Genomic DNA, 13,416 nt, shown 5'->3' on the forward strand with positions numbered 1-13,416 from the left:
TCTATTTATAATCAACTATTGACTAAAAATTTGTTGTTTAGAGGGCTTAGGAATGTTAAAATTAATTCACAATTTTATCACTTTATGCTAAAATAGAATAGCAAGGAGAGGGTTAAATAATGAAAGAATATAGTTCCTTTGAAATCCTTGGACCCATAATGGTTGGTCCATCGTCATCACACACTGCAGGCGCTTGCAAGATTGCAAGAGTTGCTGCAAAAATTTGTCCTGGAAATTATGAAAGCGTGGAATTTTATTTGCACGGTTCTTTTGCATATACATATAAGGGACATGGCACTGATAGGGCACTTTTAGGCGGAATAATGGGCTTTAAGACCTATGATAATTCTATTAGAAGGGCTTACGAGATTGCTGATGAGAGAGGCATTAACTACTCTTTCATCCCAATGAATTTAGGAGAAGAGTATCACCCAAATACAGTTAAAATAAAATTTAATTATAAAGACGGAAGTAGCGAATATGTAATTGGCTCCTCAATTGGCGGGGGCAATATGGTAATCGTTGACATAAATGGAATAAAGGTTGAATTTGATGGCAAATTCCCTACATTTTTATTCCAATATAATGAACAAAAGGGTGTTATCGCTGAAGTTTCAACAGCTTTAGCTAATGAAAATTACAACATCGAATCTATTAACACATCTAAGGATATGCTTACTGAAATTGTAACCTTAACTGTTGAGCTAGACGAAAATGCCAATGAAAACTTAAAAAATCTTTTGTTAAATAATCCTAGATATTTAACTTCAAAATATGTGGAGGTTTAAATGTTAAATACTGCTAAAGAAATTATAGAAGTATGTGAAAGTGAGAATCTTCACTTTTATGATTTAGTCTTAAAGGAAGAGACAAAGGTCCTTAAAATGACTGAAGAAGAGATGAAGAAAAAGCTTCAAGAAATCTTAGAAGTTATGAAAGCTTCATCACATGAAACACTAGATAAAACTTATGACACTGAATATAAAATGATAGACGGCTTTGCAAAGAAGATGAACGACTATCAAAAAGAAAAAGATCCTTTAACTAGCAAATTTCTAGTTAGGACAATGGCTATGGCCTTTTCCACATCTGAAACCAATGCCAATATGGGAACTATTGCAGCAGCGCCAACTGCTGGAAGTTCCGGTATTATGCCTGCAGCCCTAATGGCAGCAAGAGACAAATATGGTTTAGATGATGAGACATTAATAAATGGACTTTTGACATCAATAGGAATAGGGCAAATTATTGGTAAATATGCAACATTCGCCGGTGCTGAAGGTGGATGCCAAGCTGAATGTGGTTCTGCCAGTGCTATGGCAGCTGCCGCACTAGTAGAGATGCTTGGTGGAAGCGTAGAAGAAGCACTAAATGCAGCCAGCATTACACTTATTAATGTAATGGGGCTGGCCTGCGATCCAATAGCGGGACTTGTAGAGTATCCATGTACTTTTAGAAATGCCTCAGGTGTTATGAATTCTTTCATATCAGCTGACATGGCCCTTGCAGGTATTAAATCTATTGTACCTTTTGACGAAGTTTGTCAAGCAATGGGTGAAGTTGGGCATCTACTACATGAATCAATTAGGGAGACTGGTCTTGGCGGGCTAGCAGGTACAAAAACCGGACAATGTATTAGAGCCGAGTTTTTGAATATTAAGGAGGATTAAAATGACAGAAAAAAAGAAAAAAATAGGTCTAATTCCTAGACTTATTATAGCTATTGCACTAGGTATTCTTGTTGGTCAATATTGTCCAGCAGTAGTAACTAAAATTGCAATCACAATCTCAGGATTATTTGGAAAGTTCTTAAACTTCATTATTCCATTAATGATTATTGCCTTTGTATCTAAGGGTATTGCAGACCTATCTGAAGGTGCTGGTAAACTTTTAGGAGTAACAGTTGGACTTGCTTATTTATCTACATTAGTTGCAGGATCTCTATCCTACACTATGGCAAGAAACATATTCCCAAGCTTTATTAAACCAGAACTTGCAGAACAAGTTCAAAAAGCAACTGCAAATGAAATTGCACCTTTCTTTGAAATTCCACTGGGAGCTTTCATCGATGTAACTGCAGCACTTGTACTTGCATTTATGCTAGGACTTACAGTTTCAGCACTAAGAGCTAAGGGAAGCGGAGAAATTTTCTATAAGGGAATTAACGAATTCAATGAAATCATAAATTTAGTATTAGCTAAATTCGTAATACCTCTACTTCCATTCTTCATCTTTGGTAACTTCTGTAACCTATCATATTCAGGTTCAGTATTTGCAATTCTTGGAATATTCTGGAAAATATTCCTTTGCATTATTATTTTACACACATTATATTTGGTTCTTTTATTTGTTGTGTCAGGCGCATACACTGGAAGAAACCCTGCAAAATGTATAAAAGCAGCAGTTCCAGCTTACTTAACAGCTATAGGAACTCAATCTTCAGCAGCAACTATTCCTGTTAACGTTGCTTGTAACAGAAAAATGGGTGTAACAAGACAAATTAGAGAATTCTGTATCCCACTATGTGCAACAGTTCACTTAGCTGGATCAATGATTACTTTAACAGCTTGTGTATTTACACTACTTACAATGTTTGATATGCCTCACTCTTTCCCACTAATTCTTAAATTTATTGCAATCCTAGGAGTTGCCATGGTAGCAGCACCAGGAGCACCTGGTGGAGCAGTAATGAGTGCACTTCCATTCTTACCAGTAGTTGGGGTTGATTCATCAGGAACACTTGCTACAATTTTAATTTCACTATATCTAACTCAAGACTCTTTTGGTACAGCAGCTAACGTAACTGGCGATAACGCTATTTCAATGGCAGTTGAAAAAATCTATTACAAGTACATTGTAAAGAGACCTATTCCAGAAGAAAACTTCGACGAAGAAGCAAGATTAGATATTTAATCAAAAATGCATATTTACCTAGAAAAAACTATGTCTTTGGCATAGTTTTTTTGCTTTATAAAATATTTTGTGCCTATCTAATTAAAGAATTAAAATAAATTTGCTATAATGAGACTAAAGGTTGGTGTGACATGAAGACTGTACTTATAACAGGTGCCTCAAGAGGTATTGGCAGAGACATTGCCAAGAGGCTGGCAAGAGAAGACTATAGAATTATAATAAATTACAATAAATCAGAAAAAGAAGCAAAAGAATTAGAAAAAGAAATAAGATCCATGGGTAAAGATGCCCTTGCCATAAAGGCTGATGTGACAAAATTTTCTGAAGTGGAAGAAATGTTTAATGAAGTTTCAAGAAGATTTAAGGGCGTTGACATACTTATAAACAATGCAGGGATTTCTAGCTACGCACTTTTCCAAGACATTGACGAAAAAACTTGGGACCACATTTTTGATGTAAATGTAAAGGGCGTTTACAATTCCATTCACGCAGCCCTTCCCTATATGTTAGAGAAGCATTCAGGGAAAATTTTAAATATGTCTTCCATCTGGGGCATAGTTGGTGGATCCATGGAAAGTCATTACTCGGCAAGTAAGGGCGCCATAAATGCACTTACCAAGGCACTGGCACAGGAACTTGGCTACTCTGGCATAACGGTTAACGCTATTGCACCAGGTGCAGTTGATACACCAATGACCAAGGAAATAGGGGAAGAAAATTTGTGCATTCTCTCTGAAGAAATTCCCATGGGTAGACTTGCAACCACCGAAGAGATTGCAGAGCTAGTTGCCTTTATGATTTCAGAGAAAAATTCCTACATGACAGGACAAATTATTTCGCCTAACGGCGGCATGATAGTATATTGATAGAGAGAGGTGTTTAAATGAAAATTTTATTTATCTACAATCCAAATTCTGGAGACGAAAGCGGCAAAGAATTTGTGGGAGAAGTTGAAGATTATCTCAAAAAATATTTTGAAGAAGTAATTTTAAGGGAGACAAAAGAAGCTGGCGACGGCACAAAATTTGTTGAAGAGATAAGGGATGTAGACGCCATAGGAGTCTATGGTGGTGACGGAAGTGTAAATGAAGTTTTATTGGGCATGCATAAAACTTCTTCAAGGGCCAAACTTTTAATTTTGCCAGGTGGTACGGGAAATTTATTGGCAAAAAAGCTGGGAATAGATGATGACAAGGAAGCTGCCCTAAGATCCTTTGACTTTAAAAGGACAAAAAAGATTGACCTTGGCAAGGTAAATGATAAGATTTTCAGCCTCTTTGCCTCAATAGGCGCTGTGCCAGAGGCAATCCACGAAGTCTCCTCAGAAGAAAAGTCAAAATTTGGTGGTCTTGCCTATATAAAGAAGTCCATAGAAAAATTAGCTTCATCTGAAGAATATAAACTTGATGTGAAATCTGATGGTGGAAATTATTCTGGACCAGTAGACCATTTAATAGTTGGACTTACAAATAAAATTGGAAAATTAGAATTTACCCAAGAAAATGAAGAGATGAATAGTGGCAAGGCAAACCTATTTATCATGACAAGTGATTCAGTAAGGGACAGGCTTGAAGTTTTAAAGGACTCCCTTAGCGGCGAAGTTGAAGAGGGAGAAAGCATAGTTCACTATACAGTTAAAGAAATGGAAATAAACTCAATGGATGGAGAAGAAGTTGCACTTGACATTGATGGAGACAAGGGACCAAGCTTGCCAGTTAAGATAAAAATTTTAAAAGAAGAAGTGGAAGTTTACCTTCCAAGTGAGGTGAAAGATGACTAAGATTTTATATGCTAAGGATTATGTTGAGAAAAAAAGTGGTGACTTAATAGAAAGGGTAAAAAACTTAAAATCTAAGCCAATCATTTCCATAATTAGAGTGGGCAAGGACTACGGAAGCCTTGCCTATGAAAAGGGAATAAAAAAGACGGCAGAAAAACTTGGCATTGAGGTTGATGTCAATGAATTTGCAAAAGATGCCAGCCAAGATGAAGTCATTGATGCAATAAAAAAGTTAAACAATAACGAAAAAATTGGGGGCATACTTGTCTTTAGACCTCTTCCAGAAAATTTTGACGAGGAAAAAATTTCTCTTGTCCTAGATCCAAAAAAAGATGTGGACTGCATGCATCCCCTAAACATGGCGAGAGTTTTCAGTGGAGATGTCAGTGGTTTCACTCCCCTTGCTCCAAAGGCAGCCTATGAGCTTTTAAAGTTTTATGGCTATGACTTAAAGGGCAAGGAGGCAGTTATAATCAACCACTCCAATGTTGTGGGTAAGCCCCTTGCCATGTTTCTTTTAAAGGATCTTGCCACAGTTACAATTTGCCATGTGGGTACAGTGGACCTTAAAAAACACACAAGGTCGGCAGAAATTGTTTTTACAGCCATGGGTCGTGCTGAAACTTTAGATGAGACTTATTTTAATGAAGATGCTCTTGTAATTGATATTGGCACTTCAAAAAATAAGGAAGGGAAATACAGAGGCGACCTTGACGAAAAATCTGTAGATGGAAAAATAAGTGCCTACTCACCAGTTCCCGGTGGCATAGGAAGCATTACCAACCTACTTTTACTTGAAAATGTAATAAATTATTATTAAAATTTTTTTGCTCTCCAAATTTTCTGGAGAGCCTTTTATTTTTATATTTGTTATAATGAAAAAAAGGAGAGAGAAATGATAACGAATAAAGTGATTTTAGTGAGGCCCTATGCCTTTAAGTACAATAAAGAGACAGCCATTGACAATGTCTACCAAGAGCGTCCCAGAGAAAGTGCGGAGGATGAAATAAAAGAGAGAGCCTTAGAGGAATTTGACCAGGCAGTAAGACTTCTTCAAGAAAATAAAATTCATGTTGATGTAATAGAAGATTTTGATGAGTCTACACCAGATTCAATTTTTCCCAACAATGTCTTTGTGACCTTCCCAGGAAAAGTTTTTGTTTCAGAAATGTACACAGAAAACAGAAATAAGGAGTACGAAAAAATTCTCCCTCAGCTAAAAAAAATTATTGATTACGACAAGGCTGACATAGTTGATTTTAGAAATGATGAGGGAAAAGTTTTGGAAGGGACAGGGGCTCTAGTCATAGATAGGTGGAAGGACATTTGCTACGGCTGCCTATCAAAGCGCTGCGACGAAGATGAATTTTTAAAATTTGCCAAGGTCTTTGGTCTTAAGCCAGTGGCTTTTAGGGCAAGGGACAAGGGTAAGGACATTTACCACACAAATGTACTTATGATGGTGGCAGAAAAGTTTGCCATTCTTGCAGATAGTTTGATTACAGAAAATAGGGAGGAAGTTTTGAGCTCCTTAAGGGAAAGCGGCAAGGAAATAATTTCTCTTTCAGAAGATGAATTTAATAATTTTGCGGCAAATTCTATTGAGTTAAGGGGAGAAGATAAAAATATTCTCGTGATTTCAAAAGCTGCCTATGATGCCTTAAGTGATGACCACAAAAAAATTATTGAAAAGTACGATGAGATCCTTCCAATTTGCGTTGACACAATATCAAAATATGGCGGCGGGTCCATAAGATGCATGATTGCAGAAAATTTTTTTGACATAAGGTAAGATTAAGGTGAAAATTTTAAAATTCTTAGGATTTTTACTTGTGGCACTTGGCTTGGCTTTGGGAATCCCAAAAAATTTAAAGGACTATAGAGAAGAAAAAAACTTGGAAAACTTCTTGGAATTATTTGGTCGCATCATAATGGTTCCCTCTACAATAATCTTGGCAGTAGGAGTTTATATTTAAGAGACAGAGGGAAAAGGGCTACCAATAAATTAAAAATACTTGCAGAGATAAATTTTGTCTCTGCTTTTTTATTGGTTAGTTTTTTTACTATAAAATTTTAAAAAGGCAAGGCCCAAAAACAACCAAAAGAAGAAAATAATCAAGGCAGTGTAGCCCATAAAGGCAGGAGTCTTTGGAACAAAGGTTGAGATGACAATTACAGCAGAAATTATTATTGCTGGATAAATAGTTAGCTTTCCACCAGGTGCCTTAAAGGATGTGTAATACTCCTTGTCCTTGTTTATTAAGACCACAAGGGACAGGCAAGTTAAGAACCAGCCAATGACAAAGGAAACTGAACCTAGACTAGTTAAGGGGTCTATTAAGTTCATGCCCACAAAGGGACCTATGGCAGCAAAAATAAAGCAAAAAACTAGAGCAGTTACTGGAGTTCCATACTCGGCGTGTTCCTTGGCAAAAATTTTTGGAATTAAATTATTTTTTGCCATTGATTGGATTAGTCTTGCCGATGCCATAAACATTCCGTTCCAAGTGGAAAAAAGTCCTGCCAAAGTTCCTATTATAATTAGTTTTGAAAGAATGTAGCCTAGCTTTCCACCATAAGCTTCTTGAAGTAAATAGCCCATGGCAGGTGGACTGGCGAGAGAATATTCTTGCCAATTGGAGACGCTAGCTGTTGAAAGTATTACAAGTGAGTAAAAAATTCCTGCAGCAACTATGGAAAGGACCATGGCAATTGCCACATTTTTAAATTTCTTATCTGGCGAAGTTTCTTCCACAGACTGTGCAATAGTGTCAAAGCCTGACATAAAAAAGGGAACTATTACAACAATGGCTATTATCCCGCCAAAAAGTGAGGAGTGACTGCCCTCGCCTACATTTTGGTAAAGGGGGTACAAATTATTGGCATTACCTGCCTTAAAAGAAAATATAATTACTATTACTCCTATTACAATTATTAAAATAGAAAGTATAGACTGAAGCTTTGAAGCAAAATCAGACCCCTTAAAGTTTATAAAAAATAATAAAAGGGCTAGGATGACTCCAAGAAGGATGGAAGATGCTTTTATGGGAGCACCTACTACATAATAAAGGACTCTTGAACTTGAGAGCAAAGGAATCAAATTTTCGAGGATGGTGTTTATATAAATTGCCTCCCAAGGAAGTATTGTCAAGTAAGAAAGTGCCAAGAACCATGATGATATAAAGGATAAATTTCTCCCAAAGGCCTTGTTGGTATAAACTAAGACGCCGCCTCCCTGAGGAAGAGTGGCGAGAAGTTCACCATGACACAAGCCAATTGGTATCAAAAGCAGGGTGGCGATTATAAAACCTAAAAAGGCAGGGATGGGACCTCCAGCTTGAGCAATCCAGTGGTTAGATGAAACTGCCCAGCCAACTCCAACCATAGACCCAAAACCAAGCATGAAAAAATCAAGATAACCCATGTCACCTTTTTTTCTGCTTTGTCTTATTCTCATTATATTTTTTATATTTGGAATTCTTTTTTTCATTTCCTGATACTTGTCTTCTTTCAAAATAAACACCTCTGTCAAAAGTTTTAAGTCTACTTTATTATGTGAAACTATATTATAATAATAATTTAAAAAGACTTGAGATGTCAAATTTGCAAAGATTTCTTTCTTTAATTTTTATTTTCCTTGACTATTTGTATTAAAATCAGGTAAGTATATAGGTAACATTTAGATTTTCTAAAGGAGAAAAGATGAAAAATAAAATTTTAAGTATAGTAGAAATAATTTTAATAGTAATTTTAGCCACAAGCTTTTATAGAATATATAGTTACAACAAGGCTGACAAGGAATATAAGACTGCTACAAGGGAAGTGCAGGAGAAGTTTCAAAAACCTAATGAAGAAAAGCTTGCTGATGACAATAAGGATAAGGAAGCAAGGGAAAAAATTGAGGCACTTCAAAAAGACTATGAGTCAGTAATTGGCTGGATAAAAGTGGACGGGACAGAAATAGATTATCCCATAGTAAAGGGCAGTGACAACAAATATTACCTAAATCATAATTACAAGAATGACTACAATGTCTTTGGAGCAATTTTCATGGACTACAGAAACGAGGAAAATTTTTCTGACCAAAACACAATTATTTATGGCCACAACAATGATCGCGGTGGAAATTTTAAAGCGCTTCACAAGTTAGAGGAAGATGGATTTTTCGAAGAAAATAAATTTATTGAAATTTTTTCTGAGGCTGGCTACAAGAAATACCAAATCTTTGCAGTGTATGAGGCAGGACCTTATGATGAATTTAGAAGTCCAAAATATTCAGAAGAAGATGGAGAAAAACTTCTCACCTACATCAAAGAGAGAAATATATTAAAGACAGAAGTCCCCAGTGAATTTAAAGATATTTTAACCCTACAAACTTGTTCTCCAAAGGACACAAGACTTGTGGTCCAGGGAAAATTAGTAGAAGAATAAATTTTAAATTTTTATAATTTTAAAGTGCCTCAATTTACAAAAATAGCAAAGATTGTTATAATATAAACAATTGGGGGTGTAAATTTGCCTAAGAACGCAAGGGGCATTTCTGAAACGGTTATAAGGAGAATGCCAGTTTATCATAGATATTTAAAAGAATTAATTGACAGTGGTATTGAGAGAGTTTCTTCCAAGGAGCTTAGCCGCATCACTGGCTTTTCTGCGTCACAAATTAGACAGGACTTAAATAATTTTGGCGGCTTTGGCCAACAGGGTTATGGCTACAACACCAAGGCTCTAAAGGAACAAGTGGATAAAATTCTCGGCATTGACAAGTCTTACAAGAGCATAGTCATAGGTGCAGGTAGGCTTGGCCAAGCTATTGCAAGGTACAAGGGCTTTAGAGATTCTGGCTTTAATGTGATTTCTCTCTTTGATGTCAAAGAGGACATGGAAGACATAAGTGGCATCAAGGTTAGGAATATGAAGGACATGGAAAAATACATAAGAGATGAGAAAGTTGATGTTGCAATAATAACTGTGCCCAAGGAATTTTGCCAGGAAGTGGCAAAAAAAGTTATAGATGCAGGCGTTAAGGGAATTTGGAATTTTGCGCCCTACGATTTAAAGGGACCTGAAGGTGTAGTTGTTGAAAATATTAGACTTAACGACTCTCTTTTAACCCTTTCTTATTTTATGAAAGAAATTAGCTGACCTATTATTTATTAATAGGTTTTTTATTTATGGGAGAATTTTTTAATGAAGATAAATTTTGATGGAGATCTTTGCCTAATAAGTGAATTGGAGGAGTTTGACCCAAGAGATATTTTCACCTGCGGTCAAGCCTTTAGGTGGTATGAAGAAGCTGACGGATCCTTTACCTTTATAGCTCATGGAAAAGTTGCCAATGCAAAAAAAGTTGGGGGAGAAATTTTCTTAAGGGGAGTGGACAAGGCTTCCTTTGACGAAATTTTTTATAATTACTTTGACCTTTCTCGGGACTACAAACTTGTAATGGAAGAGCTTGCAAGAGACGAAGTCATGAAAAATGCAACGGAATATGGAAAAGGCATAAGAATTTTAAACCAGGACAAGTTTGAAACAATTATTTCCTTTATAATTTCTGCAAATAATCAAATACCGAGAATAAAAAATGCCATAGAAAAAATTTCTGAAATGTATGGAGATTATCTTGGTGAAGATGAAAATAGAAAATATTATTCCTTTCCAAGTGCCGAAAAATTATCTCTAGCAAGGCCAGAAGACCTTCGAGAATTTGCAAGAGTTGGCTTTCGCGATGTGAGAATAGTTGAGACGGCAAATTTAATAAAGGATGGCATTGTAAATATAGATGAAATCGACAAGATGGACCTTGAAGATGCCAGATGCGCCCTTCAAGTTCTACCTGGAGTTGGACCAAAGGTTGCCGACTGCATCCTTCTCTTTGCCTTTGACAGAAAGGAGTCCTTCCCCGTTGATGTTTGGATAAAGAGAGTTATGGAAGAACTTTATTTAAAAGAAGTTACACCAAAATCAAAAATTGCCTTGAGAGGACGAGAAGTCTTTGGCAAAAACGCAGGCTTTGCCAATCAATATTTATTTTATTATGGCAGAGAAAACAAGTTGGGGAAGTAATAAAAAATTAAAAACAAAGAAGCTCTTGGAGGAATATAAATTTCAAATATTCTTCTAAGAGCTTTTATTTTGCATTTGTTATACTGAATTTCGCTTCAGTATTATTTTTTAAAAATTTCTAGCCTTTCTATCCTATCAAAAGCTTCATTTATTTTGTCCTTATTGACTGTTACTGCAATTCTTATAAAGCCCTCTCCTCCTGGTCCAAAGGCTTCGCCGTCAATTAAATTTACATGGGCCTTTTCTAATATTTCCCTTAGAACTTCCTTTGTAGTCATGCCTGGCACAGAAATTTTTGGAAAGATGTAAAAAGTTCCCTGGGGTCTTAAAACTTCCACATGCTTTAGTTTTTTTAGTCTCTCGTAAGCGAGATACATCCTCTTTTTGTACTCTTCATATAGGGGTGGGCAAATGGTCTTTCTATTGGCAATGCCAAGGGCACCTGCGTGCTGGCAAATTGTTGGCACTGAATAGACTATGTTCTCGTGAATGTAGGTCATGGTCTTTATTAGTTCTTCATTAGCAAGTATGGCACCAAGCCTCCAACCAGTCATGACAAAGTCCTTGGACATAGAAGTTATTGAAATTACATTTTTAAATTCTTTGTCGTATGCAATCATGGGCTTAAATTTGCTTTCGTAGGAATAAATTGTGTAGATGTCGTCGCAAATTACAAGAATATTGTATTTTTTTGCCATTTCATAAATTTCTCTTAGAGTCTCGTCACTATAAACTGCACCCGTTGGATTGTTAGGTGTGTTTATTATAAGGGCCTTAGTTTTTGCAGTGATTAATTTTTCAATTTCTATTGGCTCAAGCTTAAATTCATTTTCAAATTTTGTTTCATAAATTACTGGCAGACCCCCTGTCATTTCAATTTGGTCGGGATAGACGCTAAAGTAGGGTGAAGGCACAATAACTTCGTCGCCTGGATTTATTATTGCCTCTAAAATTATATAAAGGGCTTCAGTGCCAGACATGGTAATTAAAATTTCCTTGGGGTCGCAGCTTACTCCATAGTCTTCCCAGTAGGCCTTGGCGATTTCCTCTCTAAGTCCAAGGTAGCCTTGGGGATCTGCGTAGTGAGTGTAGCCCTTCATCTGTGAGTCGTAGGATTCCTTTATAATCATATCGTCTGTCCTAAGGTCTGGGTCGCCTAGACCAAAATTTATAAAGTCAGGATATATGTTTGAATAGTCAGTGGAATAAAGAGACTCTTTAATGTTTTTATATTTTTTTTGGATAAATTCTTTCATATTTCTTCCTCCATCAATAATATCTTAACACAAAATTTTTTTATTTAAGGTCATGCTTTTAATTCCTTAAACATTCAAGATGTCTATGATATAATTAAATAAATATAGATAAAATAATAATCGTTATAAATAATATATAGGAGGAATCCTTTTGGATAAAATTTTAGTAAAACCCAATGGCCCATTAAAGGGAAATGTTAGAATATCAGGTGCAAAAAATGCTGCTCTACCTATACTTGCAGCTACAATTCTTGGAACAGAAGAAATTATTTTGGAAGATGTGCCTGAGCTTAAGGATGTTGAAATAATTACAGAAGTTTTGAGAAAACTTGGCCTTAAAATAAATAAGGAAGGCAACAAACTCATAATCGACCCTTCTGGACTCAATTCTTATAAAACAGACTACGAACTCATGAGCAAGATGAGGGCATCCTTCCTTGTCATGGGACCCCTTCTTGCCAAGTTAAATAAGGCATACAACTCCCTACCTGGCGGCTGTAACATTGGCTCAAGGCCAATTGACTTGCATTTAAAGGGCTTTAGGGCCCTAGGCGCCAACATAGAAATGACTCACGGAGAGATTAAGGCTGAGTGCGACAAATTAGTTGGCACAAGAATTTATTTGGACTTCCCTTCTGTTGGTGCAACTGAAAATATTATGACTGCTGCAGTTTTGGCTGAGGGTGAAACGGTAATGGAAAACTGTGCCATGGAGCCAGAAATTGTGGACCTAGCAAACTTTTTAAATAAAATGGGCGCCAAGGTAATGGGAGCAGGAACTTCAACTATAAGAATTAGGGGAGTGGAAAAGCTAAGAGGCTGCACTCACCAAGTTATTCCAGATAGAATTGAAGCAGGCACTTTTATGGTGGCAGCGGCAATTACTGGAGGCGACATCACAATCGAAAATATCATTACTTCTCACCTAAAGCCTGTCATTGCAAAGCTAGAAGAAACTGGGGCAAAGATAATTGAAGAGGACGACACTGTGAGAGTAATTGGCTCAGATGAAATAAAGCCAATTGAGATAAAAACTCTTCCACACCCAGGCTTCCCAACAGATTTACAAGCGCAATTTATGGCACTTTTAACTCAAGCCGATGGACAATCTTCTGTTATCGAGACAGTTTTTGAAAACCGCTTTATGCACGCCGAAGAGTTAAAGAAGATGGGCGCAAAAATCAAAGTAGTAGATAGAGAAGCTATACTATTGGGTAAGAGTAAACTATATGGATCCAAGGTTGCTGCAACAGACTTAAGAGCAGGAGCTGCCCTTATTCTTGCAGGACTCGTTTCTGAAGGTCAAACAGAAATTTCTGAAATCCATCATATTGACAGAGGTTATGAAAAAATTGAAGAAAAATTTAGAAATCTTGGAGCAGATATAAGAAGAGTATAGAA

The 13,416-nt window shown here is 36.4% G+C and carries 14 protein-coding genes; 12 read left to right on the forward strand and 2 right to left on the reverse strand.

From position 1 onward, the window contains the following. The first annotated feature begins 119 nt into the window (after positions 1–119). The 8 genes from sdaAB to WMO19_RS03950 all read left to right on the forward strand — a co-directional run bounded on the left by sdaAB (position 120) and on the right by WMO19_RS03950 (position 6,669). Positions 120–788 carry an L-serine ammonia-lyase, iron-sulfur-dependent subunit beta gene (gene sdaAB / locus WMO19_RS03915; RefSeq protein WP_349170274.1) on the forward strand — a complete coding sequence of 223 codons (669 nt, stop codon included), beginning with the start codon at positions 120–122 and terminating at the stop codon, positions 786–788. Next, entirely contained in the window at positions 789–1,670 is an 882-nt protein-coding gene (gene sdaAA / locus WMO19_RS03920) for an L-serine ammonia-lyase, iron-sulfur-dependent, subunit alpha (protein WP_332086835.1), read from the forward strand. Between the two features lies 1 nt (position 1,671). Beyond that, positions 1,672–2,913, forward strand: a complete 1,242-nt coding sequence (locus WMO19_RS03925; RefSeq protein ID WP_349170275.1) for a dicarboxylate/amino acid:cation symporter — start codon at positions 1,672–1,674, stop codon at positions 2,911–2,913. A gap of 131 nt (positions 2,914–3,044) precedes the next feature. Continuing rightward, positions 3,045–3,779: an elongation factor P 5-aminopentanone reductase gene (ymfI, locus tag WMO19_RS03930; RefSeq protein ID WP_349170276.1), complete on the forward strand. Its 735-nt coding sequence runs from the start codon at positions 3,045–3,047 to the stop codon at positions 3,777–3,779. Positions 3,780–3,796: 17 nt separating this feature from the next. Continuing rightward, positions 3,797–4,693, forward strand: a complete 897-nt coding sequence (locus tag WMO19_RS03935; RefSeq protein ID WP_349170277.1) for a diacylglycerol/lipid kinase family protein — start codon at positions 3,797–3,799, stop codon at positions 4,691–4,693. Further along, complete coding sequence (locus WMO19_RS03940; RefSeq protein WP_349170278.1) at positions 4,686–5,513, forward strand: bifunctional 5,10-methylenetetrahydrofolate dehydrogenase/5,10-methenyltetrahydrofolate cyclohydrolase; 828 nt, start codon at positions 4,686–4,688, stop codon at positions 5,511–5,513. Before WMO19_RS03935 ends, WMO19_RS03940 begins: the two co-directional genes overlap by 8 nt. 75 nt (positions 5,514–5,588) lie before the next feature. Beyond that, a complete protein-coding gene (locus WMO19_RS03945) occupies positions 5,589–6,485 on the forward strand; it encodes an arginine deiminase-related protein (protein ID WP_349170279.1) in 897 nt (298 codons plus the stop codon). A gap of 7 nt (positions 6,486–6,492) precedes the next feature. Then, positions 6,493–6,669: a hypothetical protein gene (locus WMO19_RS03950; RefSeq protein ID WP_349170280.1), complete on the forward strand. Its 177-nt coding sequence runs from the start codon at positions 6,493–6,495 to the stop codon at positions 6,667–6,669. 68 nt (positions 6,670–6,737) lie between these two features. Here WMO19_RS03950 and WMO19_RS03955 read toward each other — a convergent pair whose 3' ends face one another. Continuing rightward, positions 6,738–8,207 carry an APC family permease gene (locus WMO19_RS03955; RefSeq protein ID WP_349170281.1) on the reverse strand — a complete coding sequence of 490 codons (1,470 nt, stop codon included), beginning with the start codon at positions 8,205–8,207 and terminating at the stop codon, positions 6,738–6,740. 188 nt (positions 8,208–8,395) lie between these two features. Here WMO19_RS03955 and srtB point away from each other — a divergent pair, with 188 nt between their 5' ends. The 3 genes from srtB (at position 8,396) to WMO19_RS03970 (ending at position 10,759) form a co-directional block, all read left to right on the forward strand. After that, positions 8,396–9,124, forward strand: a complete 729-nt coding sequence (gene srtB, locus WMO19_RS03960; RefSeq protein ID WP_349170282.1) for a class B sortase — start codon at positions 8,396–8,398, stop codon at positions 9,122–9,124. An 84-nt stretch (positions 9,125–9,208) separates the two neighbouring features. Beyond that, entirely contained in the window at positions 9,209–9,838 is a 630-nt protein-coding gene (locus WMO19_RS03965) for a redox-sensing transcriptional repressor Rex (RefSeq protein ID WP_288166629.1), read from the forward strand. A gap of 45 nt (positions 9,839–9,883) precedes the next feature. Further along, a complete protein-coding gene (locus tag WMO19_RS03970) occupies positions 9,884–10,759 on the forward strand; it encodes a DNA-3-methyladenine glycosylase family protein (protein WP_349170283.1) in 876 nt (291 codons plus the stop codon). Positions 10,760–10,860: 101 nt separating this feature from the next. On the opposite strand, the gene WMO19_RS03975 is transcribed toward WMO19_RS03970, so the two are convergent. After that, the gene (locus tag WMO19_RS03975; RefSeq protein ID WP_349170284.1) at positions 10,861–12,015 is read right to left on the reverse strand and encodes an aminotransferase class I/II-fold pyridoxal phosphate-dependent enzyme; all 1,155 of its coding nucleotides are present in this window, start codon (positions 12,013–12,015) and stop codon (positions 10,861–10,863) included. 151 nt (positions 12,016–12,166) lie between these two features. Here WMO19_RS03975 and murA point away from each other — a divergent pair, with 151 nt between their 5' ends. Then, complete coding sequence (gene murA / locus WMO19_RS03980) at positions 12,167–13,414, forward strand: UDP-N-acetylglucosamine 1-carboxyvinyltransferase (protein ID WP_349170285.1); 1,248 nt, start codon at positions 12,167–12,169, stop codon at positions 13,412–13,414. Positions 13,415–13,416: the final 2 nt, after the last annotated feature.

The sequence above is a fragment of the Peptoniphilus hominis (ex Hitch et al. 2025) genome, assembly GCF_040096015.1.
Lineage (GTDB): Bacteria > Bacillota > Clostridia > Tissierellales > Peptoniphilaceae > Peptoniphilus_A > Peptoniphilus_A hominis.

Bases quoted from the DNA above. Each gene is read 5' to 3' on its own strand.
- WMO19_RS03975 (WP_349170284.1), bottom strand. From the start codon at position 12,015: ATGAAAGAATTTATCCAAAAAAAATATAAAAACATTAAAGAGTCTCTT.
- WMO19_RS03945 (WP_349170279.1), top strand. From the start codon at position 5,589: ATGATAACGAATAAAGTGATTTTAGTGAGGCCCTATGCCTTTAAGTAC.
- WMO19_RS03940 (WP_349170278.1), top strand. From the start codon at position 4,686: ATGACTAAGATTTTATATGCTAAGGATTATGTTGAGAAAAAAAGTGGT.
- sdaAA (WP_332086835.1), top strand. From the start codon at position 789: ATGTTAAATACTGCTAAAGAAATTATAGAAGTATGTGAAAGTGAGAAT.
- srtB (WP_349170282.1), top strand. From the start codon at position 8,396: ATGAAAAATAAAATTTTAAGTATAGTAGAAATAATTTTAATAGTAATT.
- ymfI (WP_349170276.1), top strand. From the start codon at position 3,045: ATGAAGACTGTACTTATAACAGGTGCCTCAAGAGGTATTGGCAGAGAC.
- WMO19_RS03970 (WP_349170283.1), top strand. From the start codon at position 9,884: ATGAAGATAAATTTTGATGGAGATCTTTGCCTAATAAGTGAATTGGAG.
- sdaAB (WP_349170274.1), top strand. From the start codon at position 120: ATGAAAGAATATAGTTCCTTTGAAATCCTTGGACCCATAATGGTTGGT.
- WMO19_RS03925 (WP_349170275.1), top strand. From the start codon at position 1,672: ATGACAGAAAAAAAGAAAAAAATAGGTCTAATTCCTAGACTTATTATA.
- WMO19_RS03935 (WP_349170277.1), top strand. From the start codon at position 3,797: ATGAAAATTTTATTTATCTACAATCCAAATTCTGGAGACGAAAGCGGC.